The 26,188-nt window shown below is 58.1% G+C and carries 21 protein-coding genes and 1 tRNA gene; 11 read left to right on the top strand and 11 right to left on the bottom strand.

Annotation, left to right across the window (positions count from 1 at the left end; all coding sequences use genetic code 11):
- Positions 1 to 164: 164 nt before the first annotated feature.
- From E5K02_RS13565 to E5K02_RS13550, 4 genes are all read left to right on the top strand, one after another.
- Complete coding sequence (locus E5K02_RS13565; RefSeq protein WP_135395349.1) at positions 165 to 1,277, top strand: efflux RND transporter periplasmic adaptor subunit; 1,113 nt, start codon at positions 165 to 167, stop codon at positions 1,275 to 1,277.
- Between the two features lie 115 nt (positions 1,278 to 1,392).
- Positions 1,393 to 2,493: a DUF3616 domain-containing protein gene (locus tag E5K02_RS13560; RefSeq protein WP_135395347.1), complete on the top strand. Its 1,101-nt coding sequence runs from the start codon at positions 1,393 to 1,395 to the stop codon at positions 2,491 to 2,493.
- 70 nt (positions 2,494 to 2,563) lie between these two features.
- Positions 2,564 to 3,085: an acyl-CoA thioesterase gene (locus E5K02_RS13555; RefSeq protein ID WP_167856397.1), complete on the top strand. Its 522-nt coding sequence runs from the start codon at positions 2,564 to 2,566 to the stop codon at positions 3,083 to 3,085.
- Between the two features lie 99 nt (positions 3,086 to 3,184).
- Positions 3,185 to 3,757: a type 1 glutamine amidotransferase domain-containing protein gene (locus E5K02_RS13550; RefSeq protein ID WP_135395344.1), complete on the top strand. Its 573-nt coding sequence runs from the start codon at positions 3,185 to 3,187 to the stop codon at positions 3,755 to 3,757.
- 71 nt (positions 3,758 to 3,828) lie between these two features.
- Here E5K02_RS13550 and E5K02_RS13545 read toward each other — a convergent pair whose 3' ends face one another.
- The 3 genes from E5K02_RS13545 to E5K02_RS13535 form a co-directional block, all read right to left on the bottom strand.
- Positions 3,829 to 4,308: a GNAT family N-acetyltransferase gene (locus tag E5K02_RS13545; RefSeq protein WP_135395342.1), complete on the bottom strand. Its 480-nt coding sequence runs from the start codon at positions 4,306 to 4,308 to the stop codon at positions 3,829 to 3,831.
- A 24-nt stretch (positions 4,309 to 4,332) separates the two neighbouring features.
- Complete coding sequence (locus E5K02_RS13540) at positions 4,333 to 4,866, bottom strand: DUF6992 family protein (RefSeq protein WP_135395340.1); 534 nt, start codon at positions 4,864 to 4,866, stop codon at positions 4,333 to 4,335.
- 72 nt (positions 4,867 to 4,938) lie between these two features.
- Positions 4,939 to 5,664 (bottom strand): porin family protein, encoded by a 726-nt coding sequence (locus tag E5K02_RS13535; RefSeq protein WP_135395338.1) that lies wholly within the window; start codon positions 5,662 to 5,664, stop codon positions 4,939 to 4,941.
- Positions 5,665 to 5,864: 200 nt separating this feature from the next.
- On the opposite strand from E5K02_RS13535, the gene E5K02_RS13530 reads away from it, so the two are divergent.
- Positions 5,865 to 5,942: transfer RNA gene (locus E5K02_RS13530), tRNA-Val, on the top strand.
- Positions 5,943 to 6,012: 70 nt separating this feature from the next.
- A complete protein-coding gene (locus tag E5K02_RS13525; RefSeq protein WP_135395336.1) occupies positions 6,013 to 6,918 on the top strand; it encodes a histone deacetylase family protein in 906 nt (301 codons plus the stop codon).
- Between the two features lie 9 nt (positions 6,919 to 6,927).
- Here E5K02_RS13525 and E5K02_RS13520 read toward each other — a convergent pair whose 3' ends face one another.
- The 3 genes from E5K02_RS13520 to E5K02_RS13510 form a co-directional block, all read right to left on the bottom strand.
- Positions 6,928 to 7,629 carry a methyltransferase domain-containing protein gene (locus E5K02_RS13520; RefSeq protein WP_135395334.1) on the bottom strand — a complete coding sequence of 234 codons (702 nt, stop codon included), beginning with the start codon at positions 7,627 to 7,629 and terminating at the stop codon, positions 6,928 to 6,930.
- A gap of 8 nt (positions 7,630 to 7,637) precedes the next feature.
- Positions 7,638 to 8,750 carry a type III polyketide synthase gene (locus E5K02_RS13515; RefSeq protein WP_135395332.1) on the bottom strand — a complete coding sequence of 371 codons (1,113 nt, stop codon included), beginning with the start codon at positions 8,748 to 8,750 and terminating at the stop codon, positions 7,638 to 7,640.
- 72 nt (positions 8,751 to 8,822) lie between these two features.
- On the bottom strand, positions 8,823 to 9,938 hold the full coding sequence (locus E5K02_RS13510) for an NAD(P)/FAD-dependent oxidoreductase (protein WP_135395330.1): 1,116 nt from the start codon (positions 9,936 to 9,938) through the stop codon (positions 8,823 to 8,825).
- Positions 9,939 to 10,114: 176 nt separating this feature from the next.
- Between E5K02_RS13510 and E5K02_RS13505 the strand changes: the two genes are divergently transcribed.
- Entirely contained in the window at positions 10,115 to 10,486 is a 372-nt protein-coding gene (locus tag E5K02_RS13505) for a T9SS type A sorting domain-containing protein (protein WP_135395328.1), read from the top strand.
- 141 nt (positions 10,487 to 10,627) lie between these two features.
- Here the strand turns inward: E5K02_RS13505 and E5K02_RS26070 are convergent, their stop codons facing one another.
- From E5K02_RS26070 to E5K02_RS13490, 4 genes are all read right to left on the bottom strand, one after another.
- Positions 10,628 to 10,753, bottom strand: coding sequence for a hypothetical protein (locus E5K02_RS26070; RefSeq protein WP_262709852.1), 126 nt, complete (start codon positions 10,751 to 10,753; stop codon positions 10,628 to 10,630).
- A 124-nt stretch (positions 10,754 to 10,877) separates the two neighbouring features.
- Positions 10,878 to 11,948: a flavin-containing monooxygenase gene (locus E5K02_RS13500; protein WP_135395326.1), complete on the bottom strand. Its 1,071-nt coding sequence runs from the start codon at positions 11,946 to 11,948 to the stop codon at positions 10,878 to 10,880.
- Positions 11,949 to 11,987: 39 nt separating this feature from the next.
- The gene (locus tag E5K02_RS13495) at positions 11,988 to 15,548 is read right to left on the bottom strand and encodes a PAS domain-containing hybrid sensor histidine kinase/response regulator (protein WP_135395324.1); all 3,561 of its coding nucleotides are present in this window, start codon (positions 15,546 to 15,548) and stop codon (positions 11,988 to 11,990) included.
- Between the two features lie 22 nt (positions 15,549 to 15,570).
- Positions 15,571 to 16,923, bottom strand: coding sequence for a sigma-54-dependent transcriptional regulator (locus E5K02_RS13490; protein ID WP_317128911.1), 1,353 nt, complete (start codon positions 16,921 to 16,923; stop codon positions 15,571 to 15,573).
- 359 nt (positions 16,924 to 17,282) lie between these two features.
- On the opposite strand from E5K02_RS13490, the gene E5K02_RS13485 reads away from it, so the two are divergent.
- From E5K02_RS13485 to E5K02_RS13470, 4 genes are all read left to right on the top strand, one after another.
- A complete protein-coding gene (locus tag E5K02_RS13485) occupies positions 17,283 to 19,229 on the top strand; it encodes a T9SS type A sorting domain-containing protein (protein WP_167856396.1) in 1,947 nt (648 codons plus the stop codon).
- 503 nt (positions 19,230 to 19,732) lie between these two features.
- Complete coding sequence (locus E5K02_RS13480) at positions 19,733 to 21,808, top strand: T9SS type A sorting domain-containing protein (RefSeq protein WP_135395318.1); 2,076 nt, start codon at positions 19,733 to 19,735, stop codon at positions 21,806 to 21,808.
- 421 nt (positions 21,809 to 22,229) lie between these two features.
- Entirely contained in the window at positions 22,230 to 23,111 is an 882-nt protein-coding gene (locus tag E5K02_RS13475; RefSeq protein WP_135395316.1) for a DNA/RNA non-specific endonuclease, read from the top strand.
- Between the two features lie 345 nt (positions 23,112 to 23,456).
- On the top strand, positions 23,457 to 25,184 hold the full coding sequence (locus tag E5K02_RS13470) for a lysophospholipid acyltransferase family protein (protein WP_135395314.1): 1,728 nt from the start codon (positions 23,457 to 23,459) through the stop codon (positions 25,182 to 25,184).
- An 84-nt stretch (positions 25,185 to 25,268) separates the two neighbouring features.
- On the opposite strand, the gene E5K02_RS13465 is transcribed toward E5K02_RS13470, so the two are convergent.
- On the bottom strand, positions 25,269 to 25,844 hold the full coding sequence (locus tag E5K02_RS13465; RefSeq protein WP_135395312.1) for a DUF4468 domain-containing protein: 576 nt from the start codon (positions 25,842 to 25,844) through the stop codon (positions 25,269 to 25,271).
- Positions 25,845 to 26,188: the final 344 nt, after the last annotated feature.

Raw genomic sequence — 26,188 nt, 5'->3', positions numbered from 1 at the left:
ATTTGCTACTCAACTTCTCTTAACCTAACCCCCGGAAGGGCCCGGCTATGAACAACCAAGCACTGTCAGACGAAACGGTCGAAGTGGAGTCCCGCCCGGCTCCGGCGCGTCCGCCCCACGACTACCAGGCGCCGTATGAGCCGCCCAAACCCCCGTTTATTACCATGAAACGAATTTTCCTCGGCATTCTGGTGCTGCTGCTGCTGGCCGGCTTCGGCTGGCTGGTGCGTTACTTCTGGAAGCAGGCCCACACCGACCCGGTGACCTACAAAACCGAAACCCCTTTTCTGACCGACATCGTGAAGAAAACCGTGGCCACGGGCAGCATCGTGCCCCGGCGCGAGGTCCAGATCAAGCCCCAGGTGTCGGGTATTGTGGAGGAACTGTTCGTGGAAGCCGGGGAGCCAATTAAGGAAGGGCAGCTCATTGCCCGCATCCGCACGGTGGCCAATGCGGCCAACGTAAACAACGCCCAGAACAACATTCAGGCGGCTCGCGTGGCGCTGGAAACTTCCCAAATCGAGCTAAACCGGCAGCGTCCCTTGTTTGAGCAGAAAGTTATTGCCGAGCAGGAATACAACCGCCTGCTGGCCGACGTGCGCGCCAAAAAGCAGGCCCTCGACGCGGCCGAAAACGACCTGCAGATTGCCCAGCGCGGGGCTTCCCGCAATACCGGCGGGGCCTCCAATATGGTTCGCTCCACCATTACGGGCCTGGTGCTCGACGTACCCATCAAAGTCGGCTCCTCGGTAGTGGAGCGCAACAACTTCAACGAGGGCACCACCATTGCCGCCATTGCCGATATGAAAAGCCTGGTGTTTGAGGGCAAAATCGACGAAAGCGAAGTGGGCAAGGTGCGTGAAGGCATGGACCTGAACCTGAAAGTAGGTGCTCTGGAAGGCGAGGATTTTCCGGCTACGCTCGAGTACATTGCCCCTAAGGGCATCACGGAGGAAGGCGCCATCAAGTTTCAGGTGCGGGCCAACGTGCGCCTCAAGCCGGGGCAATTTCTGCGGGCCGGCTACTCGGCCAACGGCGACATCGTGCTGGGCCGCCGCAACCAGGTACTGGCCATTCGGGAAAGCCTGCTCCAATTCGGGAAAGTCAACAAGGACAGCGTGTTTGTAGAAGTGGAAACGGCCCCGCAGCAGTTCCAGAAGCGCCTGGTCAAAACCGGTTTGTCGGACGGTATCAACGTAGAAGTCCTGTCGGGCCTGACCAAAACCGACAAGGTAAAAGTACTGGGCCCGCCAGCAGAAGGCGAGAAGAAAGGCTAGGTCTGCTGTGCCGTGGGGTTGCACTTCGCAGTGCTCGACAGTACCCGGCTTCCCAAACGGCCCAACCCTGCACGGGTTGGGCCGTTTGCTGTTTACTCCTAACCCTTCCCTGATCATGCGCCCCCAAGCCTATACCCTGCATTTCAACCCCAAGCTGAGCCTGAACGCCGACGAAAAGCACGTGCGCGACGGCCTGTCGACGGTACTCTGCACCGGCGACAACCTGTGGCTGAGCTGTGATGAGCGCACCACCATTGAACGGTTGCGCCGTACCGGCCCGCACGAGTACGGGCAGCACGCCTCCTTCCAGCTCACCGACCTGCTGGACTTGCCCGCCGACGAGGAATGTGAAATCGACATTGAGGGCTTGGCCGAAGCCGACCACTACCTCTGGGTCATTGGCTCCCACAGCCTCAAGCGCAAAAAGCCCGACCACGAGCACGAGGACGTTGCCAAGCAGATTGCCAAGCTCACCAAAGTGAGCAGCGACCCTAACCGCTACCTGCTGGCCCGGATTCCGCTGGTGCTGAATGAAAAAACCGGCGACTTTGAGTTGGTTAAATCGGCCCCGCACCCCACCAAGGCCGGCGAAGTGCTGGAAGCGGCCCAGCTGCACGGCAGCACCGAAACCAACGAGCTGATGGACCTGCTGGCCGAAGACCCCCATTTGAAGCCGTTCATGAAAATACCCGGTAAAGACAACGGCTTCGACATCGAGGGCCTGGCTGCTACCACCGACGGGCGCCTGTTTGTGGGCCTGCGCGGGCCGGTGCTGCGCGGCTGGGCCATTGTGCTGGAGCTGCTGCCCGAGCTCGACAAGCACGGCCGCCTGCGTTTAGGCAAAATCGGGGGCGAGCAGAAGTATTACAAAAAGCACTTCCTGGCCCTGGGGGGCATGGGGCTGCGCGAGCTGCGCCAGTCGGGCGAGGACCTGTACCTGCTGGCCGGCCCTACCATGGACCTCGACGGTACCATTGCCGTGTACCGCTGGCCCAACGCCCTGAGCCAGCCCACCGACAGCCTGATTGGGCCCGACCAAATTCGCCGCCTCTTCGATGTGCCCCACGGCCACGGCCCTACCGCCGGACAGGACAAGGCCGAGGGCATGGGCATGATTGACAAGGACCACCTGCTTATTGTATTCGACAGCCCGACGGATGCCCGCAAAGCGGCGGCCAACCAGGTGCGTGCCGATGCATTCCGCCTGCCGGAGTAGCCGAAATCGGCAGTCTGCGCCGTTTCCGCGAACTTTGCCCCTCTACTCCATACGCCCAACCTACCGCACTATGGCTGCCAAACTGTTGCAAACGCCCGAAACCACCTACCGCATCCACTTTCAGGACTGTGACATGCTGGGCCACCTCAACAATGCCCGCTACCTCGACTATTTCCTTAATGCCCGCGAAGACCACACCACCGAGCACTATGCCCTCAATCTGGGCCAACTGGCTAAGGAAGAAGGCGCCGGCTGGGTTATCACCAAGCACCACATTGCCTATCTGCGCCCCGCCAACCACGGCGAAACCGTGCGCATTCGCACCCAGCTCATTCACTTCGACAACTCCAACTTAGTGGTGGAAATGCAGATGCTCAGCGAGGATGGGCAGCGCCTGAAATCGGTACTGTGGTCGGAAATGGCCTTTGTGCGCGTCGCCAGCGCCACCCGCACCGACCACCCCGATGCGCTGATGGACATGCTCGACCAGCTCGACGTGGAAGACGTGAGCTACGACCCCGACGGCTTCGACGACCGGGTGAAGCGCCTGCGCAAGCAACTCAAGCGCGACCGTAGCGGCTCCGATGAGTAACCTAGCTCCACGGTTGCCGTACTAGAAAAGCCGGTTCTGCCTTGCGCAAACCGGCTTTTTCGTTCTCACTCTACTTCCCAACCTAAACAACCTATTTCTATGAGCATCTTTGGCAGTGATAAACTCAAAGGCAAGAAAATAGCCATTGTCGCCACCGACGGCTTCGAGCAGTCGGAGCTGGAAGAACCCAAAAAGTATCTGGAAGGCGAAGGCGCCGAAACCCACGTTATTTCCCTGAAAAGCGGCTCGATTAAGGGCTGGGACGAGAAAGACTGGGGCAGTAAAGTATCGGTCGACAAGACCATCGACGAAGTGAGCGTGGCCGATTACGACGCCCTGGTGCTGCCCGGCGGCCAGATGAACCCCGATGTGCTGCGGACCGAAGCAAAAGTCGTCGATTTTGCCGCCGAGTTTATGCGCTCGGGCAAAGTAGTGGCCGCCATCTGTCACGGCCCCTGGACGCTGATTGAAACCGGCCTGCTGCGCGGCCACAAGGTAACGAGCTGGCCCAGCCTGAAAACCGACCTGACCAACGCCGGTGCCCACTGGCAGGACAGCGAAGTAGTGGTCGACAAGGGCCTGATCACCAGCCGCAACCCCAGCGACTTGCCGGCCTTCAACAAGAAGATTGTGGAGGAAATCCTGGAAGGTAAGCATGCTCCTCGTTCGTAAGCCAACAGGCTTACTGCACAAAAAAGGCCCCGTTCAGTACTGAACGGGGCCTTTTTTGCGGTTAAGGGAGCTTACAAGTCTACGGCCATCCGGATGTCGCCGCGCTTATACATAACGGTGCCCAGCGGAATTTCCACGAAGCCCAGCTTGCGGTACACGTGCAGGGCCGGCAGCAATATGCGGTTCGAAACCAGCTCGACCCGGGTTACGCCCATAGTCCGGGCACGCTCCAGGATGGCCTTGCACAGGGTATAGCCAATGCCGCGGCCCTGCATCTGGTCGGTGACGGCCATTTTAGCCAGTTTCCAGCTGTTGTCGTCGGGGTTGTGGAGTAAGGCTCCGGAGCCCACAATCGTGCCGTGGTAGCGGGCCAGCAGAATAAAGCCCCCGGGGTCGAGTAGGTGGGTTTGCGGGTCGCCCAGGGTGGTGTGGTCGGCGGGCTCCAGCTCGAAGTAGCGGGTAATCCACTCGTGGTTGAGGCGGCGGAAATCGGCCTGGTACTGCGGAGCGTAGTCGATTATCTCCAGGTCGGCAGCAGCAAAAGTGTCCATGCCGGAAAGATGGCAAAATTTGGGCTACGGCTGCACTAGCCCGAGCAGCTGGGCGGCAAAGCGGTGGTAGAGCAGGTAGAACCCCAGGTCGAAGAAGAGCAGAAAGCCCCCCTGCAGCCACAACGACTGCCCGAAGCCCAGCAGCCGTTCGGGGCGGCGCTCAGCCGTCAGGCTACGGGTGCGCAGCCAGCTACCGGTTACTAAATAAGCAACGTCCAGGCCCACGTTGAGCAGCAGCAGTTTTTCAAAATCGAACTGGGCTGTAAGGCTGGCCGCCAGCGTGAGACCCGCTACCTGGTAGGGGTGGGCCCGCAGCATCCCCACAACGGCCAGAATGGCATTCACGAAATTCCAGCCCACGTTCATCTGGTGGAAGTAATGGCTGGCCGAGCGCGCATCGGTGCGGGCCACGTAGTAGCCGCTGACCACTAGGTTCAGCAGTGCCCAGGCCCCCAGCACGGCCATACCCCGTTCGGCCAGCAGCTCCCGGCTTTGGTTCAGGGCCGGCAGCGTACCCGCGGGAAACGTGTCGAGGAGAAAGAGCGAGGAGAAGAGCATAGCAGACAACAAGGAGACACAAAAAAAGGAAGCCCACCGGACTTCCTTTTTCTACTGGTAATAAGGGGCCGCTTATTGCGTGAGGCCGATGCCCAGGTATACCTGGAAAATGCTGTTTTTAATATCGCTCAGGGCCTTGTTACCCGTGCTGGCCAGGTTCTGATCCTTAATCATTTCGGCAAAGCCAGCCGTGTAGCGGGCACCCACGCGGGCCGGACCGATACGCGCCTCGGCACCGGCGGCCACGCCGTAGTCGAAGCTGCTGTAGCTGTAGCCGTAGGCATTGCCTTCGTCGGCAATCTTACGCTCCTTGCCATCTTCCACTACTTTGGTCAGCAGCGACACCTGCGGGCCGGCATGAATGCTGATGTTGTCGAAGATATTGAACACGACCAGAACCGGCAGCTGCAAGTAGTCGAGGCGCCGCTCATTCACGGTTGTGGTAGTAGTTGAGGAGCCGGTCGTGGTGGTCTTGGTGGAGTTGCCTTCAAAGCCCTGGCGGCTGTAGAGCAGCTCGGGCTGAATCGAAATCCGGTTGTTGAAGCCATACTGACCATAGAAGCCAGCGTGGAAAGACTTGTAGTTGGAGCCGTTGGTGAAGTTCTTCTTGTCGTCGCCGTACACGTCGGCCAGGTTAAAGCCGCCTTTGATACCGAAGCCCGTATTGCGCGAGCCGGTAGAGCCGGTGCCGTAGTCGGTGGAAGAGCGGACGCCCACCGGACCGTTGGTGTCGTTGTTCTGGGCAAAAGACGAGAAACCAGCCAGGGAGAGGGCGAGGAGTAGGGTTACTTTTTTCATGGGGGAGTGAAGGTCTGGTGTGGCAACAGGGCTGACCTTGGTAAAGTACAGGGCAGCATTTGTATGCGACTATACTTGTCCCCGGGGATAAGGTTACGCCCAAGGTCTTTTCCGACGAAAAAATATTGCCTCAGGCAGTAGGATGAATGCAAAGAGCCCGTATCTTTGGCGCTTTCCGGCCGCCGCCAGAGTGTATTGATGGGATATTAGCTCAGTTGGTTCAGAGCACTACCTCGACAAGGTAGGGGTCACTGGTTCGAGCCCAGTATGTCCCACCACTTCACACAGAGTACCAGAATAACTGCCCCACAAGGCAGTTATTCTGGTTTTAGGCCCTAGCTTTCCCGTATGCTCTCCATTGCCTGGGACCCGCTCTACGCCCATCCGCTGCCCGAAAACCACCGGTTCCCGATGCTCAAGTATGAGCTGCTGCCCGAGCAGTTGCTGCGGGAAGGCATTATCACCGAGGCCAGCCTGTTTGTGCCCAAGCCGCTGGCCGCCGCCGAGATTCTGCGCACCCACCACGAAGGCTACTACCAGCGGCTGCTAGCCGGGCAACTGACGCGCCAGGAAGAGCGGGCCACGGGTTTTCCGTGGTCAGAGCAGCTGATTCGGCGGGAAGTAACTATTCTGGGCGGCACGGTGGAGTGCGCCCGGCGGGCTCTGGAGCACGGCATTGCCCTGAATGTAGCCGGAGGCACCCACCACGCCTTTGCCGACCGGGGCGAAGGATTCTGTTTGCTCAACGACCAAGCCGTAGCGGCCAACTACCTGCTGGCTCATGCGCCCGGCATTCGCAAAATCCTGATTGTAGACCTGGATGTGCACCAGGGTAACGGCACAGCGGCGTTGTTTCAACAGGAGCCCCGGGTGTTTACCTTTAGCATGCACGGGGCCCGCAACTACCCGCACCGCAAGGAGCAGTCGGATCTGGACCTGCCCCTGGCCGACGGCACCGACGACGCCACCTACCTGCAGCTGCTGGGCCAAACCCTGCCCCGCTTGCTTGATGCGGTCCAGCCTGATTTCGTGTTTTACCTCGCTGGGGTGGATGTGCTGGCAACCGATAAGCTGGGCCACCTGGGCCTGAGCCGGGAAGGCTGCCGCCAGCGCGACGAGCTAGTGCTGCGCCAGTGCCAGCAGGCGCGGGTGCCGGTGGTGGTGTGCATGGGCGGGGGCTACTCGGTGCGCATTGCCGATATTGTGGAAGCTCACGTTAACACGTTTCGGCTGGCGGCTGAGCTATTTGGGTAAGAGCTGGCGTCAGAAGATGACCTGCCAGCGGAAAGCCCAGCACCAGCGCAGCGTATACCGCTCGATGCCAGCCGCGGCCAGAATCTGCTGCCAGTCCTGGCGCGTGAAGGACCGGGCTACCGACAGCGGGGCATCGTTCTGCACCAGGTAAGAGCCGCCAAACAGGCGGGTGAGCCACTTAATGCTGTAATACGCCAGGGTCTGCCGGTGCAGGTCGTTGATGATGACACCTACGCGTGCCTGTTCTTTAAGCTGGCGTAAAAGCCTACCTAGGGCCTCACTGGAAAAATGGTGGCAAAACAGGCTGCAGGTAATAATATCAAACTGTTGCCCGCGGAATTCTGCCGAGAAAATGTCCTGCTGCGCAAAGCTGATTTCCGGGTAGCCGGCCGCTTTTTCAGTGGCGTAGTCTATCATAAAGGCGTTGGCGTCGATGCCCACCAGTTGCACCGGTACTGCCTGGCGCCGGGCCCAGCTAGCCATGTGGCGCAGCGTGTCGCCGCCGCCGCTGCCCAGGTCGGCCAGGTGCAGGGCCCGGCCCTTGGGGAAGCGGGAGCGGAGGCGCTGCAGGCCATTGAGCACCACCCGGTAGCCGCCCAGCCAGGTGTTGATGGTTTCGAGCTCGTCCAGATTCTGCCGCAGTGCCTGGGAGGCCAGCGTCAGGTCGTCCATGAGTTCTTCCTCGGTGGCACGCTTGCTTAGGTCGGGCATAGAGCGGGCTAGGCGAGGTGAACCTGCAGCAGCATGGCTTCCAGCGTCAGGCCGGGCCCGAAGGCAAAACTGAGTACTGGCGCCCCAGACTCGGCAGGCGTAAGGGAGCCCAGCAGTTCGCGCAGTACAAACAGCACCGTGGCCGACGACATGTTGCCGTAGTCGCGCAGCACCTGGTAGGCAAAGCGGTTGTCGTGGGTGCTCATGCCTAGTTCCTGTTCGATGGTTTCCAGAATCTTGCGGCCACCCGGGTGAATGGCGAAGGCGTGAATATCCTTGAGCTTGACCGGCAGCTTGCGCAACAACCCGTCGGTGAGCTGGCGGATACCTTTCTGGATCATTTTGGGAACGTAGGACGACAAGGTCATTTCAAACCCGAAGTCGTTGATGTGCCAGGCCATGTCGGCGTGGCCATCACGCTCCAGTTCGCAGTGAAAGGCCTCCAGGCTCAGACTGTAGCCACTTTTGGCCGGCTGAGCCTGAACCACCGCCGCGGCCGAACCGTCGCCGAACAAGGCATTGGAAACCAGGTGGTCCTCTTCTTTATTCTTCTGAAAGTGAATGGTGCACAGTTCGGTACACACCAGCAGTACTTTGGCCTGCGGGTCGGCCAGGCAAAAGGCCTGGGCCAGTTTCAGGGCGTTAAAAGCCGCGTAGCAGCCCATAAAGTTGACGCAGGTACGGCGCACGTTCGAGCTGAGCCCCAGCTTTTCGACCAGCTCAATATCCAGCCCCGGCGCATACATTCCCGTGCAGCTAACCGTAATCAGGTGGGTAATATCGGTCACCTGTAGTTCGGGTAGCTGCTGCAAGCAGTTCTGCACGGCTTCTACCGACAAGGGCAGGGCATATTGGCGGTAGGCGCCCATGCGCTGCCCAACGGTTGGAAAAGGCTCCAGATCCGGCGTATTGGGGAAAAATTCGAAGGAGCCGTTGGTTCGTCCGTAGTCGGCCAGCACCGAGTGGCGCTGCGCAATACCCGTCACCCGGTACAGTGCCCGAAGCTTGCGGGTGTCGGCCGCGTCGAGCTGCAGGCCCTCGGCCATGAAGCTGGCAATCTGTGGTTGCGGAATACGGTGGGGCGGGGTAGCAGTGCCAACGGCACACAAGTAGCTCGTCATTGAGGGCAGTATACGGAATTACCGGTGTTTCGGCTTAGCAGAGCAACAAACTAACCGACGGGCGGTTTGGGCTCAGAAGCTGCTGCCGTGGGTGCGCCGCATCAGGGCCTGTACCCCGGCGGGCCAGTAGCGCATGGTTCCTACCACAGCTTCGCTCAGCACGGGCCGGCCAAACAGGCGCTGCACGGCCCGCCCCACCCGCAGCCGCGCCCCGAAGTGCTGCCGCCAATCCTGGGCGTAGGCTGCTTCCAGGGCCGGCCGGGTGCAGTGGCCCCGCAGAAACTGCTCGATGTGGAAAGCCGCCCGCTCGGCCCCGTGAATAGCCATGGCCATGCCATTGCCGCAGAGCGGGGTGATGAGCCCGGCCGCGTCGCCGCACATCAGTACGTGGCTTTCCACCGGATTTTTGGGGGCAAAGGATATTTCGTTGATGACCTCGGGCTGGTCGTAGAGAAATTCCGCGTCGCGCAGCACAGCCTTCAGGTAGGGGTTGCGGGCCAGCACCTGCTCCTGCATGGCCGCAATAGTACCGTGGGCTTTCAGATTTTGGCGGGTGGTGAGGTAGCAGAAGCAGTATTTGTCATCCTCAATGGCCGACAACCCCGCGTAGCCGTCGGCAAAGTTGTGCAGGGCAATAACGTCGCGCGGGAAGTCCAGCCGCAGGTGATATTTTACACCTAAGTACGGGGAGCGTTCCTGAAAAAAGGCCCGTTGCAGCTGCCGGTCCAGGTTGGCCCGCTTGCCGTAAGCCCCCAGCACCACCCGGGCCGGGAGGCGGCGCCCGTCGGCCAGCACCACGGTGTGCTGATTGATCTGCTCATCAAATTCGACGTTGGTAACCGTGGCTTGCTGGTAGAAGAGTACTCCGCGGGCCTGGGCCTGCTGAAACAGGAAATAATCCAGCGAGTAGCGGCTTACTCCAAAACCGCCCAAGTCGAGCGGACAGGTAAGGGTGCGGCCCGCCGGGGAGCTGAGCCAGAAGCGGGAAATGGTGGCGGGCCGCAGCGGGGCCGGGTCGACGCCCAGGCGGCGCAGGTAGGGCAGCACTTCGTTGGAAACGTACTCGCCACAGACTTTGTGAAACGGGTACTGCTTGCGTTCTACCACGGCTACCGCGTAGCCACGCTGCCGCAGGTCCAGGGCTGCCGTGAGCCCACCCAAGCCACCACCAATAATGAGAACGTCCAACTTAATTTGGGTAGTAACAAGGTGAAAAACAGAGTGAAAACAAATCTTTTATCAGCGCGTAATTATATTTCGCAACGCTAATGCATATTCCGTATTATCTTTGTAAACCTAATTGAGTGTTGGCCGTTAATCTATCAACTTATTCGGCTGGTGCTTGTTCCACTCTACAGGATGCTATGATGCAACGCTTACGCTTTTTTTGTCTACTACTAGTGCTTGGCTTCGGTTTCGTCCGGAGCACGGTGCCCGCCGCTTCGGCCCAGCCGGCTACGCGGATTCCAGCCCCCGTGCGGGTTGCGGATGAAAAGTCTTTCTTGGTGTATCCTAATCCCAGCAACGGTATTGTGCACATTGCCATTAATGGATTTGAGGGCCGCCGGCTGGAACTGCGTATCCTCAACGTTATTGGTACCGTCATTTACCGGGAGTCGCTCACGGAGCTAACGGGCCCCAAAACCTTGGATTTGAGCAAATTTGCCAGCGGCTTGTACTATGTAAAGCTCGAAGGCGAAAATGCCAGCGAAATGCGTAAGCTGGTCATTCGCTAATACCTGTTGCTTTGAATAAGCAAGTAAAAAGCAGCTCCAGTGGCTGCTTTTTCGCTTTCGTACAGCTTGATGGCGGGCACCATAGCTACCAGCAAAAAGGCCTCCCGAGGGGAGGCCTTTTTGCTGGTAAAACCAAGTGGTTTATCGGTCATTGCGCGACCGTACACGAACCGGGACAGGCTTGAGCAGCGCCTTCAGGTTGTCGAAAGTATTCAGGGCTAGCAGAGCGGTGGCTACGAGCAGCCCGCTGAAGATGAGAAGAGACATAAGAAAAGTATTAGAGACAAAACAAATTACAACCTGTAACGGTACCGAACAACTACTAGTGTCAAGACCTGTAACTGGTTATTGAGTAGCTAACCCTAAACGCAACAATTCGGTTTCTATATAATTATGTCCTTTTCGTAAGGGCCTCCACTACGTAGCGGGCATCGGCTCCCACGCCACCCATGAGCGCCGAGCTGCGTGTGTTAAGCCAGGGCAGCCCTAAAAAGGCTAGGCCTGGTGCCGCAGTAAGGCCCCGGTGGTGCCGAGGGTGGCCTTTTTCATCAAACACCGGCACTTCTATCCAGTCGAAAGCCGGGCCGTAGCCAGTGGCCCACACAACGGCATCGAGGGCCGGAGTTGGCTGATGAGCGCCTTGCAGCCGGGTGCCGGCTTCTACTCCCAGTGCTTTGCCGATAAAGAAAACATTGGTGAAGCTCCGTACCCGGAGTAAGTCGGCGCTGACAACGCCGTCGGGGCGCCCGTAGAAACGCTTGCCGAGCCAGGAATGGCGGGAAATTTTCAGCAGCCCCGTCGAGGTAAGAAAAACCCACATTGCCGTGTTGTTGGGCAAGTGTGGCGTATCCTCTTTGTAAGCCATATATACCGGGCGGCCCGTGGCAGCCAGGTCGGCTCCAATCTGCAGGGCTGAGTTGCCGCTGCCGACCACGGCCACGGGGCCGGTGCCCGGTACGGCGGCGGGTTGGCGGTAGGCACTGCTATGTACTTGAAAAACAGCGTCGTCGAGTTGGTCGGCAAAGGCCGGGCGACGCGGGGCGTTGAAAGCTCCCGTACACACCAGCACCCGGCGGGCCTGGTACTGCTGCCCGGTCGAGGTAGTCACCAGGTACCCTTGCGCACCGGTCGGGGCGGGTACTACCCGGGTGGCCCGCTGCCCCAGGGCCAGGGGAAACTGGAAGTGGGCCGCATACTCGCGCAGGTAGGCCGAGGCTTCGTCTTTGGTGGGGTAGCGTCGCGCGTTGCCCGGCCAGGGGTAGCCGGGTAGCCCACTGGCCCAGGCCGGTGAAAACAGCGTAAGCGTCTCGTAGCGGGTTGCCCAAACGTCGCCCACTGCGGGCCGCTCATCCAGAATAAGGAACTGCTGGCCGTGCTGCTGTAAGTAGTAGGCCGCCGCCAGCCCCGCCTGCCCGGCACCAATAATAAGGGCATCAAGCGGCAACGCAGTAGAAGAGGGCATAGAAGAAAATAAGGAAGTCAGGGGGCAAGGTAGGTGGCTTTACGTGGGAAACTCCTGCCGCAATTGGGCAATGACCTGCTCGGTAATGCGGAGCACCTGCTGAACGAGCTGTTGTATCTCCAGGAGTTGGCCCGGGCCGGGGGAGGGAGGCACAGCTTCCAGGCGCCGCACGGTTTCGCTAAGGGAGTTTATCTGTAAGCCAGTAAGAGAGCTTTTTAGATGGTGAGCGGTGGCACTCAGCGTAGGCCAGTCCTGCTGCTGTAAGGCTTGCTCAAGCTGGGCGAGAATCGGTGGGGTCGTTTGCATAAACACCCGTATCAGATGAACCACAAACTCCTCGTTGTCATGTGCCAGCCGGCGGATACCGCTTAAGCTATAGAGGGGCGTTGCTTCCTCGCTCGGGACCGGCGGCGTCGGTACAGGCTCGGCAACGGAGATGGAGACGTTGAGTACCTGAGCCAGCATCCGGAACAGCTCTTCCTCCCGAAACGGTTTGGACACGTAGCCGTTTAGCCCCGCCGCGTAGTAGCGTTCGGCTTCTCCCTGCATGGCGTGGGCCGTCAGGGCGATGATGGGGGTAGCAGCCCGTTGGGGGTCGGGATGCTCGCGTAGCAGGCGGGCAGTGGCAATGCCGTCGATGCCGGGCATTTGAATGTCCATCAGCACCGCGTCGTAGCTGCGCTGCTGAAACAGAAGCAGGGCTTCGCGGCCATTGCTGGCAATGTCGACCTGGCAGCCCCACCCCTGCAACTGGGCCTGGACCAAGAACTGGTTAACCGAATTATCCTCCGCCAACAGAATGCGCCGCGGCCCCAGGCTGTGGAAGTCGGGCTGCATTCTGGGTGGTACTGTGGTCCGGGCCAGGGTTTCCACTTTTTCGAAGGGCAGCGTGAAATAAAAGGTACTACCCTCATGCAAACGACTCTCGACCCGGATGCTGCCCCCCAGCAACTCGACCAAGCCCCGCGAAATGCTCAGCCCGAGCCCTGAGCCCCCGTATTCGCGGGCGGTGCTGGCCGTAGCCTGGGTAAATGATTCAAACACTTGCTCGAGTTGGTGGGGCGGAATGCCAATGCCGGTATCGAGCACCGAGAACTGAAACACGGGAGCGTCCTGGGGCGCACTCAGGCGGCGGCAGGTGAGCAGAACGTGGCCCTGGTCAGTGAATTTTACGGCGTTGCTGAGCAGGTTCAGCAGAATTTGCCGCAGCCGGTACGGGTCGCCAATCACCAGCATGGATTCCTCGGCCGGCGGCAGTTCCAGTTCCAGGGTAATGCCTTTTTCGGTGGCTTTGGGCAGCAGCAGCTGGCGGCTGGCGGTTAATACTTCGCGCAAGTCGAAAGCGGTGGTGTCAACTCGGACCTTACTTGCTCCCAGCTGGGCCATGACCAGGATATCATCGATAATGACCAGCAACTGCTCTGCCGAATAGCGGATATGTTCCAGGTATTGGCTTTGACGCTCGTCGAGCGGCGTTTTGTGCAGTAGTTCGGCCAAGCCCAGAATGCCATTCATGGGCGTGCGTATTTCGTGGCTCATGTTGGCCAGAAAGTCCTGCTTTACCCGGGCATTTTCTTCGGCCGCCTCTTTGGCCTGGCGCAGCGCCTGCTGGGTTTCCTTCAGAGCGGTAATGTTGCTGTCGACGCCCAGCACCCGAGTAGTGCCATCGGCCAGCATGAAGGGGCGTTTGATGCTATAAAACCACAGTACTTCGCCATTGGGCCTAGTAAAGGTTTCTTCCGCCATCAGCTCCTGCTGGGTCAGAATAACCCGTCGGTCGGCGCGTAGGTAACGGGCCGCGTCTTGCGGAGCAATGGGCAGCTTAGCCGTATTTGCCTGCGTCACCTGTCCTACGCTGAGGCCATAAAGGTCGGCAGTAGCCTGGTTGGCGAGCAAGTAGTTGCCCTCCCCGTCTTTAAGGTAAATCAGGTGGGGCGTGGTGTCAATCACCTGGCGGAACAGATGGTTTTGTTCGGCCAGGCTCCGGTTGGCCGCCCGGCGCTGCTCCTCGGCTACTTTCCAGTGCGTAATATCCTCGGCTACCCCCACCACCAGCTTAACCTCACCCGCGGCGTTGCGCTCAAAAGGCGTATTGTTCAGGTGCAGCCAGCGCAAGCTGCCGTCGCGGTGATACAAGGTCAGTTCCAGGGAGCGGGCTTCCCCATCGGCACACTCGGCTATCTGCGCAAAATGATCCTGTAGCACCAGAAGCTGATCGAGGGGAGCCAGCTGTACCAGCAGGCTGCTCCCCATCGACTGCAGGTCGGCGGCCGAGTAGCCCAGCACCTGCTCGATATATTGGTTGCAATACACGTTGCGGCCCGCTTCAATGTCAAAAATGTAAATGAAGTTGGGCGCCATGCTGGCCAGGCGCTCCACAAACAGCTGGCTTTGGCGCAACTTGGCCTCGGTAGTGCGCCGGGCCGTAATGTCTTCCCCGCTGGCCACCATCTGGTGAACCCGCCCATCGGCATGCCGCAGAAAAGGAGTGCTCTTAAACTTCATCCAGCGCCAGCTGCCGTCGCGGTGCCGTATCTGATACTCCGCCTCCAGAATATGCCCATCGGGCGTTTGCGCCAGCTCAGGGCCTCGCTGCTGCAGACTGCGTAGGTCGGCCGCCCGCAGAAATACGGGAAGCACGCGCCCACCGAGGGCCACCATCTCCACGTCGGTATAGCCGAGCAAGGCTTGGCTCTGCGAATTGCAGTACAACAGGCGGTTATCGTCTAAGTCCATCAGCACCACCAAGTTCGGAATGGTGTCGGTGATGCGCTGGGCAAACAAACGGCTGTGCTCCAATTCCCGCTCGGCTTCGTAGCGGGCCGTGATGTCGGTCAGATATACGTTGGCGCCCCCTTCGCCGGGAAGAGGGGCAATGGTCCAGAGGTAACGCACTGCGCTCAAACTGTACTCGTAGACCCGGGGCTGCCCATCGGTGAGGGCCGCTGTAATTTCGCTACGCAGAAAGGAGTGGCAGCCTGCCTCGGCCGAACTCTCCAGGGCTTGTTGCACGGCCTGGGCGGCCGAGTTGGCGTAGCGGGCCCGCCCATCGTGGGTAAAGCAGATGATGGGGTTGGGGCACTGCTCGGCGAGGCGGGAAAGCTCCTGCACCCGCTGCTGGGTGCGCTGCTGCTGGGTTACGTCCTCGTAGCTCCACAGATGGAGCACCGTAGCGCCATTCTGCACAATCGGCAGGTAGTCGACCTGCAGAATCATGCCATTTGTCAATTCTTGCAGCATGCCTTTCACTTGCTGCTTCCCGTCGATGGCCGCCTGCATCTGGGCTCGGGTCCATCCCGGGTTGCTGAGCGGCACCTGGGCAAAAACCACTGAACTAGGCTGCCCGATGTAGGTTTCGGCAGGATCCGGTAGTTGTAATAACTGACTCAGGCGCGAGTTCAGCGTTGCAATACCTTGAGGATTTTCGATAAGCAAACCCGTGGTAATGGTTTGCAACAAAGCCTCAGTTTGCCGGGCTGCGGCGGCCTGGTGGTGCTCCACCAAGGCGCGTAACGCCTGTAGTTCAAGTTGGGCCGCTGCCTGCAGGCGTTGTGCCTGCTGCAGCCGTCGTCGCATCTGCCGGTAAGCTATAGAAGTCATATGGCTCGAGCTACAGTTCAGATTACGGGAGGTGAATCTCCTTGTTCTGTAGCATACGATAAATTGTGGACTTCCCGATTTGCAAGCGGTTCGCTACTTCCACAATATTTCCGTTGTGGACCTGTAGATACCGCTGCACAATGGCGGCGGTCTGGTTTCGCAACGACTCGCCTTCTCCCGGTACGGTCAGCGCAGCCAAGCCAGGCTGCTCTCCGCGCAACGAGAGGTCCTGGGGTTGAATAATGTCGCTCTCAGCTAGCACGGCGGCCAGCTCGACCACGGCTTTCAACTCGCGCACGTTGCCAGGGAAGTGGTAGTGGAGCAGCAGGTTCTGCGCCTCGACCGACAAGCTGCAGGCGGCCATGCTATTTTGCCGGCAGAAGTCGTGCAGAAAGGAGTTGGCCAATAATAAAATGTCGTGGCCTCGTTCGCGCAGGGGCGGCAGCACAATGGGCAGGCCCAGCAGACGATAATATAAATCTTCGCGGAAACGACCCTCCTTCACCTCCTGACTCAGGTCGCGGTGGGTAGCCACCATCAGCCGGGCATCAAAAGGAATGCGGGTATTGCCCCCCACCCGGGCTACTTCCCGCTCCTGCAGCACCCGCAGCAGCTTGGCTTGCAGGCTTAAATCCAGCTCTGAAATTTCATCCAGGAAGAGGGTGCCTTTGTGCGCTTCCTCAAAGCGGCCGATTCGGCGGTTGATAGCTCCGGTGAAAGCGCCTTTCTCGTGGCCAAACAACTCACTTTCCAGCAATTCAGCCGGAATGGCGGCTACGTTTACAGCTACAAAGGGGCCATCGCGCCGGTCGGAGCGGAAGTGAATAGCTTTGGCTACCAGCTCTTTGCCGGTGCCCGTTTCGCCGCTTATGGATACGGAAATATTCGCCCGCCCGGCTTTATCGATGAGGGCAAAGAGTTGCTGGATTTGAGGACTTTCGCCCAGGATAGCACGTTGCGGATCGTATTTTTTACCAATCTGCTCGCGGAGCCGCTTATTCTCGCGCCTTAATAAGAGCTGTTTGCGTAAGTTACCCACCGAGTTCCAAAGCCGGTCCAGGGTTTCCTCATCCTTCACCAAGTAGTCGTAAGCCCCTTGGTGTAGCAGGCCAATAGCAGTTCGCACGTCTTCCTGCCCTGAAATAACAATGACGGCCACATCGGGCAGCCGCTCCTTAATGAGCCGTAGAGCTTGGTCGCCCTGCCCGTCGGGCAAGGAATAATCCAGCGTAATGAGGTCGGGTTTATCAGCTAGGTTATCCAGGCAGGCCTGCACCGTAGTGAAGCGCCTTATCTGATGGTCAGGGTTTTGTGCCAGCCGATATTCTAGCAACTCCCCATACCAGGCGTTGTCTTCAACAATAAAAATAGTCACACTAGTAGAGGTAGGCATACTGGCTGACGGCAAGCTTAAAAAGCAATTGAGTTCCTGCGCTGTACCAGAATGGGAAAAAGCTATTAGCGCGGAAATATTCAATTATTTTAGGCTGAGCTCCGAGTTTTTGGTGGGTGAAAAGGCTTATAAACGCGAGTATAGGCCTAAAACAAGGGGTTTGCAAGAATTCCCAATTTGGGAAGTACAATCTAAGATTGAGAATATATTAAAATTCATCTATGTATTTAATTATCTGATTTGTAGTAGGTTGAAGATTGGTATACCACATGGATGATAAATTGCATTATACAAAGGCATCTGGTCTGTTGGTAAGACCATTTACCTCCTCTTATTTTTGTATGAAGCACTCTTTACGCCTCCCCATCCACCTGGTCAGTGCCTGCTTGGCTACGCTGCTGACTGGTCATGCCGCTTCTGCTCAGAGCGGCTCCGCCTATTACTCCAGTTTTGTAAATCCGGTTGCCCCCAACAACTACGCCGTTGGGTCTACCGATAACGGGTTGTGCCTGGGCTGCTTTGTGGCAAACCCGGAGCGGGCCGCCGATAAGGACCTAAACAACTACGCCGTTATCCAGAATACCCTGGGTGTCGTCGGTGGCGGCGTGTCGTTGAACCTGGGCCTTTCGGGCACGGGCATGGTCAACTACCGAGCCGGGGTGGTTATCAGCACCGGTAGTGCGCTCAATGCGACGGCGCTGGCTACGCTGACGCTACGCACTTACCTGAATGGTAATCCGCAGCAGGAAGTTCAGGGTAGCGACGCTATTGTAAGTACCCGGTTGCTTTCCGACAGCCGCTACAGCGTGGAGTTTGTATCGAGTCAGGCGTTCGACAAAATAGAGTTGACGGTAGGCGGCGTGCTGAATGGAATTAACACGGTGCGGGTGCTGTATGCCTACGCCGTACCGGCTGCTACCCAGCTTACCCAAGCCATTGGCTACCTCTCGCGCAGTGCTCAGCCGGCCGCCGGCGACTACGTCGTGCGCTCGGGTGGGGGCAGTCCTGTGGCTGTGTGCTTGGGCACGGGCGTAACCAGCCCCGAAAACACGGTTGATCTGGATCTGAACAACTACGCCACGCTGAAGACCGTGGCTGGGGTGAATGCCTGCTCGACGGCGCTGCGGGTGAAACTGGAAGGCACTGCCCCGGCGGGCTACCAGGCTGGCTTCGTCGTCGGCAACAGCAGCGTAGTGGATCTGAACGTGCTGGATGGCCTTCAGCTGACTACCTACCTGAACGGCGTGGCCCAGGAAACCCGCAGCGGGGCCAGCCTGCTGCGTCTCACGCTGTTGCCCGACAACCGCTACCAGGTTAGCTTCAAATCAAACCAGGCCTTCAATCAGGTCGAAATCAAGCAAGGGGCCTTGGTTAGTGCCCTCAATACCCTGCAAGTATATTACGGCTTCGGTATCGAGCCCCGCGCTTTCCGCGACATTACCCCAGTGCTGTCCGATTTTGCGGCTCCGCAGCGCGGCTCCGAGTATCAGGAGTCGGCGAACGGCTTGGCTTGCATTGGCTGCTATTCCTCCACTACGGCCAAAGCTGCCGACAACGTGTTTACCCCCGGCGACTACGCCCAAGTGCAGTTTCCGGTACTGGCGCTGGGTACGTACCGCCTCAAGTTGCGCCTGAACGGCGCTGGCAAGGCCGGTAACCTAGCCGGTATTGTATTGCGCACCAACAAGGGCCTGCTCAATACCACCTTGCTGCAGAATGTTCGCATCAATACTTACGCGGGCGCCACTGGTGACCAACTGGTGGAAAGTGCCTCGGGAACGGGCCTGCTCGATCTAGGCTTGATTAGCGACAATCGTCGGGAAGTGGCTTTCCTCACCAAGCAGGACTTTGATTGGGTAGAAGTAGAGTTGACGGGTGGCGTGGGCTTGTTCTCGGATGCGCGCATCTACTACGCTTTTGCCGAAGACCCCAATCCGGCTTTCCCAACGCTGGTAGCGCCTGCCGGGGATACGCCTCCGCCTCCGCCTGCCGAGTTGCGCACTTCGCGTACCGGTGCTGCCTTGGGTTCATCGGCCGGGGTAATGCAAGTATTCCCCAACCCCGCGACGGGTGGGCAGCAAGTGGAAATTGCCCTGGCTACGCCGCCGGCCGCCGGCTCCAAGGTGCTGGTCTATAACATGCTGGGTAAGCTGGTCCGGAGCGTGGCCGCTGCCGAACGCACCGTGCGGTTACCTGTTGCCCAGCTGAGCGCCGGCCTTTATCAGGTGGTGCTAGTCGATGCCAAGGGCAGCCGTGTAGGTCATCAGCAATTGATTGTGGCCCAGTAAGATAATTCGTACCTCAGGCAAAAGGTCCCGCTACAGCAACTGTAGTGGGACCTTTTGCTTGACTATCCGTTAAGTCGAAGCTTACCTGGGTGGGTTGAGGGAGTAAGTGGTTCAAAATGGGAAAAAGCCGCTGGCTGATAACCCTGTTCACATATCGGTGGCTAATAAGCCTAGGCAGTTACTAAAGAGCTGGCCTACAGGCCGGAATCGTGGTGCCGGTTTTTTCTCAAAGTGAGAATAGACTTCTATCAGTGGGAGAGTATTGAGTATAGCAAATGTAGGTAAGTTGTTGTTTTTTAGGTAGATACTGCATGTGCGGGGTTTTGGCCGCAGGCTTGTCACTGCAGCAGATATCAGTTGCTAAATGAACTGATAATCTGATGGATATGAAAAGGCTACTCTACTACCACCTCCTAAGCGTATGCTTAGTCGGCTTACTTCAAAGCCGGATTGCACTTGCCCAAACTGGAGCACCTTATTATTCCTCTTTTGCCGCGCCCGTAATGCCTGACAACTACCGCACCAGCGGTACGGGTGCCGGCGTGTGCCTGGGTTGTACGGTTATCAACCCCGAGCGAGCCGCCGATACTGACCTAGATAACTATGCCACCGTCCAAAATACGGTGGGGGTAGTAGGCGGCAGCGTAGGGTTAGCGCTGAGCCTGTCGGGCACGGCCCCGGCTACTTACCGGGCCGGAGTAGTGCTAAGTAGTGGCAACGCCTTGAATGCCGGCACGCTGGCTACACTGACGCTGCGTACCTACCTGAATGGGAGCCCGCAGCAGCAGTTACTAGCCTCCGATGCCCTGGTAAGCAGCACCGCGCTTTCCGACAGCCGAACGCGTTTGGAGTTCGTTGCCAGCAAACCCTTCGACCAGGTTGAAATTGTGGTGGGGGGCCTTCTAAATGCTGTTAATACGGTGCGGGTGCTGTATGCTTACGGCGTACCGGCCAGCACGCAGTTCACCAAAGCGTTGGGCTATTTGTCGCGCCGTACAGAGCCCAGGGCTAGCGACTATAAGGTAACCACGGGAGGCGGTTCTGTTGCCGCTTGCGTGGGCACGGGCGTCACCAATCCCAACAATGCCGTAGACGCGGGCCTGAACAACTACGCCACGCTGACCACCGTGGCTGGCGTTGGCAACTGCTCGGCCGGGCTGCAGGTGCAGCTCGAAGGCCAGGCCCCGGCGGGTTATCAGGCTGGCTTTGTAGTCGGTAATGGCGGCGTGCTGGATGTGAATGCGCTGAATTCCCTGCAGGTGACTACCTATCTGAATGGGGTGGCCCAGGAGACCCGCCTCGGGGCCGATCTGCTGCAACTGACGCTGTTGCCCGACAACCGCTACCAAGTCAGCTTTAAGTCGGGCCTGCCTTTCGACCGAGTCGAAATCAAGCAGAATGCCCTGGTCAGCGCCCTCAATACCTTGCAGGTATACTATGGGTTTGGTATCGAGCCCCGCGCTTTTCAGGATGATGCCCCGGTGCTGTCCGATTTCACTGCTCCGCAACGAAATACGGACTATCAGGAATCGGCCAGTGGGCTGGCCTGCGTAGGCTGTAGCTCCACCAGCCCCCACAAAGCGGCCGACAATGTCTTTTCCGAATCTGATTATGCCGAAGTGCGCTTTCCGGCGTTGGCCCTGGGCACCTACAAACTTAAGCTGCGCCTGAACGGGACGGGTAAGGCCGGCAACCGAGCCGGTATCGTGCTACGCACCAATGATGCCTTATTGAGCAACACGTTGCTGCAAAATATTCGCATCAATACTTACGGAGGCGCGAATGGGAGCCGGTTGTTAGAAAGCTCTACTGCGAGCAGCTTATTGGATCTGGGGCTGGTTGGCGACAACCGCCACGAGTTGGGATTCCTGACCACGCAGGATTTCGATTGGGTAGAGGTAGAGGTAACCGGGGGCGTGGGGCTGTTTTCTGCCGCCCAAATCTTTTATGCTTTTGCCGACGACCCCAACCCGGCGTTTCCCGCCGAAGTAGCCCCACCCGCCGCCCCGCTGCCGGTAGAGTTGCGCGCTTTCCAGGGGCGGGTGGTTGAAAACGGGGTGGAGCTGACTTGGCGTACCGCTTCTGAACTCCAAAACAAGCACTTTGTAGTAGAGCGGGCCCAGGGCAATGAGCCCGTCTTCCACGCCATTGGTCAAGTAGCCGGCGCGGGCACCAGCACTACGGGGGCTGGCTACCGGTTTCGCGACGAAGCCGCAGGCCGGCAGGAAGCCCAGGTGCTGTACTACCGCCTGCGCCAGGTCGATTTGGATGGCAAAGAGCATTTGTCGCCTGTAGTTGCTCTGGAGTGGCAAAATTCGACGTTGGCTACGATGCAGCTATATCCCAACCCAGCCACCGAAGTACAGCAAGTGCGGATTCAACTGCCCGCCGCTCCCACGCAGGGCTCCTTGCTGGAGGTGTACAGCACCTTGGGCGACAAGATCTGGAGCGGTCCGGCCACTGAGCAGAACGTACAGTTACCACACATCAACCTTGGAAAAGGGCTCTACCATGTTCTACTGCTAGACGCTGCCGGGCGGCGGGTTGCCAGTCAGCGCCTCCTGGTTACGGCCCGCTAAATCACAGCTATACTAGGAACACCCCAAGGCAAGGCTCCACTGCTAGTGCAGTGGAGCCTTGCTGCTTGGTAAAACGTTGGAGAATGGACATTACTTGCCGCAAAGCTTAGATGGCCAAGCGGAAGTTTTTGTATTGGATATATACATGATTTCACATGTATAAAATTATGATATAGCATAAAGTCTAGTTTGCTTCTAAATATGCTATTGGGGCGTTGTAGTGCAGTTTTGTTATAAAAAATTTAATTACTGGCCCGGTAAAATATGAATATAGCAAAACTGGATTTGTTGAGCAGGCAATAAATGGTAATATTTCGGTAACATCTTTACCTATTGGTCCTGGCATCTTTGCGCCCGGTTTCTGCTCCAGCTGCTTTCCTTCTCTCTCACTTTCCTGTCACCCAACCAAAACTTCTTTCGAATGAAGCGTACCCTCTACCGCTTGCTCAGCTTTGGCCTGCTCGGCACCTTGGCAGTTTCGTGTTCTAAAGACGAAACCGTTGCTCCTGCCTCTCCCAATGCTGTTTCACAGAGTTTTGATGCCACTCGCGACGGTAATCTGGCCATGGGCAACCCTAGTGGCGCCGTTACGAGCACAACGAACTACACCAACTACCTGATGGTGAAGTCGCAGTATACCCTGTCGTACCACCGCGACCGGGCCATTCCGAACTGGGTAAGCTGGCACTTGAGCAGTGCATGGTTGGGTAGCACCCCACGCCAGGACAATTTTGCCGCCGATGCCACGCTGCCAACGGGCTGGTTTCGCGCCACTAGCAGCAGCTATACCGGCTCGGGCTTCGACCGGGGCCATAATTGCCCCTCAGCTGACCGTACCGGTTCAGTGGCTGATAATTCGGCTACCTTCCTAATGACCAACATGATGCCCCAGGCGTCCGTCAACAACCAGCAGACTTGGGCCGGGCTCGAAAACTACTGCCGCACCCTGGTGAACCAGGGCAATGAGCTCTATATCATCTGCGGTAGCTACGGCAACGGCGGAACCGGGGTAAACGGCTACGCTACTACTATTGCCGGTGGTAAAATTGCCGTACCCGCCCGTTGCTGGAAAGTAATCGTGGTGCTGCCCGAGGGCTCCAGCGACGCAAGCCGCGTAACGACCAGCACCCGCGTTATTGCCATCAACACACCCAACACTACTTCTATTGGCACCAGCTGGGGCAGCTACCGCACTACAGTTGATGCCATTGAGCAGGCCACTGGCTATAACATTCTCTCGGCCGTGTCCTCCACGGTGCAGGCCACTATCGAAGCCCGCGTGGATGCCGGCCCGACAAGCTGAGGCACAATGGGCGATTAGCTCTAAAAATGCCCTCATTACTTCTTGGTAGTGAGGGCATTTTAGCTATCTTGTAGCTCAGCTAGCCCGTCCTGCCAAAAGTTTTGTCACCGGGTTTTTCTTATAAACCTATCCGCTAACCAGTCGTACTCTTTGCTAGTGTAACATGAGTGAAAGGTGACGAATACCGGAAAGCCGCGCTGCAACGCGGCTTTTTGTATTGTTGAGCTAAGCCTTTCATTCTTAACGCATTCGTAATGCGTGCATAACGCTTGCCCAATATTTAGGAGAGAACTTTGTAGAGCCGCCGGTGCCCGCTGAACTCCGGGCCGCCCGGACCTACTGCCGATGGATTTTCTCTCTTCTTCCCAATTCCCCTATCCGTCTTTTTTTGGGCGCCGCTCCCAGGAGCTGCTGCAGCCGCTGTTGCACCAGTTGGCCCGGGTGCGCGAACTACGGCATCTCTACGAGCAGAATGCTCATCTGCAAGGCCGCGAGTTTATCGGTAGTCTGCTGCGTAGCCTGAGTATCAGGGTCGAGTATGAGCCTGCCGAGCTGCGGCAACTGACGGCAATGGGAAGTTTTATGGCCATGGGCAACCACCCTTGCGGCCTGCTCGACGGACTGGTGCTGCTCTACGTGCTGCTCGAAGTTCGTCCCGACTTTCGGCTCGTGGCCAACGAAGTACTGGCTCCGTTGCTGCCCCAGCTTGGGGGGCAGCTGGTACTGGTCAGCCCGGAGCGGGCCGATGCTGGCAAAAATGTGCCGGGCGTGCGGCAGCTACTGCATTACTTACACAATGAAGTCCCGATTGGGCTGTTCCCGGCGGGGGAAGTAGCCAGCCGGCCGCGCCCTTTCCGGCCTACTACCGAGGCCGAGTGGCACCCAACCGCCGGCCGTTTGCTAGATGCCGCCCGTGTTCCGGTAGTGCCAGTCTGGTTAAGTGGGCATAATAGTGAAACCTTTAGCCTGCTGGGCCTGATGCATCCGTGGCTGCGCACGGCGCGCTTACCGGCCGAGCTGCTCAACAAGCGCGGCCAGACGATACGAGTGCGCTTCGGACAAGCTATTGCCCCGCAGACGTTGGGAGCCATGGCGCCCGCGCAGCGGCTAGCCTACATCCGGGCCCGGGTTTTTGCCTTGAGCTCGGCGGCCAGCGGGGAAGAACCAGAGCTGGCTACCCTGCCGCTACCGGTCATAGACGAAACCGATGCGGCCCTGGTAGCCGCCGACATTGCTGCGCTACGGCCCGCCTGCTGCCTGCTAAAAGCTGGTAGCTGGGAAGTATATATTGCCAGCAAAGCGCAGGCCCCCCATGTGCTGCGCGAGCTGGGCCGCCTGCGGGAGCTTACATTTCGCCGCGAAGGGGAAGGCACCCAGCAGCCCTGCGACCTGGATAAGTATGATGAATATTACCGGCACTTATTTCTGTACGACCGTGCAGCCGGCCGGCTGGTTGGTGCCTACCGTGTAGGGCGGGGGCGGGCTATTTTGCGGCAGCACGGTCGCCGGGGCTTTTACCTGCACTCCCTGTTTCGAATGAAGAAAGAACTGGAGCCCTTCCTGAAAGAATCGTTGGAGCTGGGCCGCTCGTTTGTGCGGGCCGAGTACCAGCGGCAGGCCCAGCCCCTGGCCCTGCTTTGGAAAGGCATTGCCGAGTACCTGACCCGCCACCCCGAATACCGGTACTTGATTGGTCCGGTGAGCATCAGCAACCGGTTTTCAACTGTGTCGCGGGCGGTGATGGTTGATTTTCTGCGCACCCACTACTTCCATGCGGAGCTAGCCTGCTTGGTGCAGCCGCGCAAGCAGTTTCGCTACCGGCCTATCGACTGCCAGGAGCAAGCTGCTACCTTGCAAGCGGGCTTGGCCAACGTGCAGGACCTGCACAAACTTATTGCCGCTTTTGAACCTGATGGGGCTGGTATTCCGGTATTGCTGCGCCATTATCTTAAGCAGAACGCCCGGCTACTGGGCTTCAATGTCGACCCGGCTTTCTCCAACACCCTGGATGGTTTCATTATGGTCGACGCTCGTGAACTGCCCGAGCGGACCCTGAACCTGCTGGAGCGGTAGGGGATAGGCTGAAATAGCGGCCACAAAAAAAGCGGCCTCAACAGAATGTTGAGGCCGCTTTGGCTAATAACCGAGCTCGTCGCGCTATTCCTTATCGGAGGCGGGAAGGCCTACTGTGCTTTCCTCGGCGGCCGGCATGGTGTTCATGTAAGAGCGGAAACTCATGGCAGCTTCGCTGGCTAAGGCATTGGCCTGAGCCGTCACGCGCCGGTCGTTGTTGGTCTTACTATTGCCTTTTTCAGTGGCGAGTTGAGCGATATAGTCGCTTAGCATTACTGCTTCCTCTGGTTTCTTGGGGTCGGCAATAACGCGGAAGGAGCCCACGCTATATTCGTAGCCTTTGTCGCTGGCGCGAAACACGAAGTCAAAGCGGATAACCTGCTCCTGTTCCTTGCCATTGGTAGCTACTGGCTTCACCTTGCCCGTGCCCGTCACGCGCACCATACCGGCCGCGGCATCGGATTTGGCGCCCGTTTTAGGACCATACGCAAAGTGATTTTCCATCCAGTCGAGGGCCCGACGATACAGTACATCCTTACCAGCTTCCTCTGCCAATACATTCTCCGTGTAGCTTACGGCAGTTCCGGAGCTCTGGGCGAGAGCAGCCGGGGCGGTAGCTACCAAACCAGCTAATAACAAACCAAACAGCACTTTTTTCATGACGCAACGAAAGCAAAGTGGTAGTACAAATATGACAGAAGCAAAAAAGCTTGGGTGATGTGAAGTTGAACTTTTAGGTGTTGAGCAGGAATAGGTTAAGCTAGCTGTAACCGCGAAAAGCAATCGGGTGGGGTAATAAATTCCGAGGTGAACCGGTACAGCTATTTTATCCGACCCGACAAGGGTAAGCTTATCAACCCGTACCTACTTGTGCAGTTACATATATAATTGCACTTTGTTAAGTAAAGATATTGATATGCTTAAGCGGTGTAGTTGAATTTTGTTAAGTTTAGACAAAGATACACAACTAGTATAAAACATGAGTTTGATTTTTTGTATGGTTT

Source organism: Hymenobacter metallicola, assembly GCF_004745645.1.
GTDB classification, from domain to species: domain Bacteria; phylum Bacteroidota; class Bacteroidia; order Cytophagales; family Hymenobacteraceae; genus Hymenobacter; species Hymenobacter metallicola.
This window is presented reverse-complemented; position numbering and strand designations above follow the sequence as displayed.

What these genes read in the sequence shown, in the direction of transcription:
- E5K02_RS13535 (WP_135395338.1), bottom strand. Translation starts at nt 5,664, where the DNA reads ATGAAAAAAGTAACCCTACTCCTCGCCCTCTCCCTGGCTGGTTTCTCG.
- E5K02_RS13485 (WP_167856396.1), top strand. Translation starts at nt 17,283, where the DNA reads ATGAAGCACTCTTTACGCCTCCCCATCCACCTGGTCAGTGCCTGCTTG.
- E5K02_RS13465 (WP_135395312.1), bottom strand. Translation starts at nt 25,844, where the DNA reads ATGAAAAAAGTGCTGTTTGGTTTGTTATTAGCTGGTTTGGTAGCTACC.
- E5K02_RS13560 (WP_135395347.1), top strand. Translation starts at nt 1,393, where the DNA reads ATGCGCCCCCAAGCCTATACCCTGCATTTCAACCCCAAGCTGAGCCTG.
- E5K02_RS13565 (WP_135395349.1), top strand. Translation starts at nt 165, where the DNA reads ATGAAACGAATTTTCCTCGGCATTCTGGTGCTGCTGCTGCTGGCCGGC.
- E5K02_RS13495 (WP_135395324.1), bottom strand. Translation starts at nt 15,548, where the DNA reads ATGACTTCTATAGCTTACCGGCAGATGCGACGACGGCTGCAGCAGGCA.
- E5K02_RS13550 (WP_135395344.1), top strand. Translation starts at nt 3,185, where the DNA reads ATGAGCATCTTTGGCAGTGATAAACTCAAAGGCAAGAAAATAGCCATT.
- E5K02_RS13555 (WP_167856397.1), top strand. Translation starts at nt 2,564, where the DNA reads ATGGCTGCCAAACTGTTGCAAACGCCCGAAACCACCTACCGCATCCAC.
- E5K02_RS13520 (WP_135395334.1), bottom strand. Translation starts at nt 7,629, where the DNA reads ATGCCCGACCTAAGCAAGCGTGCCACCGAGGAAGAACTCATGGACGAC.
- E5K02_RS26070 (WP_262709852.1), bottom strand. Translation starts at nt 10,753, where the DNA reads ATGTCTCTTCTCATCTTCAGCGGGCTGCTCGTAGCCACCGCTCTGCTA.
- E5K02_RS13470 (WP_135395314.1), top strand. Translation starts at nt 23,457, where the DNA reads ATGGATTTTCTCTCTTCTTCCCAATTCCCCTATCCGTCTTTTTTTGGG.
- E5K02_RS13480 (WP_135395318.1), top strand. Translation starts at nt 19,733, where the DNA reads ATGCCTGACAACTACCGCACCAGCGGTACGGGTGCCGGCGTGTGCCTG.
- E5K02_RS13500 (WP_135395326.1), bottom strand. Translation starts at nt 11,948, where the DNA reads ATGCCCTCTTCTACTGCGTTGCCGCTTGATGCCCTTATTATTGGTGCC.
- E5K02_RS13515 (WP_135395332.1), bottom strand. Translation starts at nt 8,750, where the DNA reads ATGACGAGCTACTTGTGTGCCGTTGGCACTGCTACCCCGCCCCACCGT.
- E5K02_RS13540 (WP_135395340.1), bottom strand. Translation starts at nt 4,866, where the DNA reads ATGCTCTTCTCCTCGCTCTTTCTCCTCGACACGTTTCCCGCGGGTACG.
- E5K02_RS13505 (WP_135395328.1), top strand. Translation starts at nt 10,115, where the DNA reads ATGATGCAACGCTTACGCTTTTTTTGTCTACTACTAGTGCTTGGCTTC.
- E5K02_RS13525 (WP_135395336.1), top strand. Translation starts at nt 6,013, where the DNA reads ATGCTCTCCATTGCCTGGGACCCGCTCTACGCCCATCCGCTGCCCGAA.
- E5K02_RS13545 (WP_135395342.1), bottom strand. Translation starts at nt 4,308, where the DNA reads ATGGACACTTTTGCTGCTGCCGACCTGGAGATAATCGACTACGCTCCG.
- E5K02_RS13475 (WP_135395316.1), top strand. Translation starts at nt 22,230, where the DNA reads ATGAAGCGTACCCTCTACCGCTTGCTCAGCTTTGGCCTGCTCGGCACC.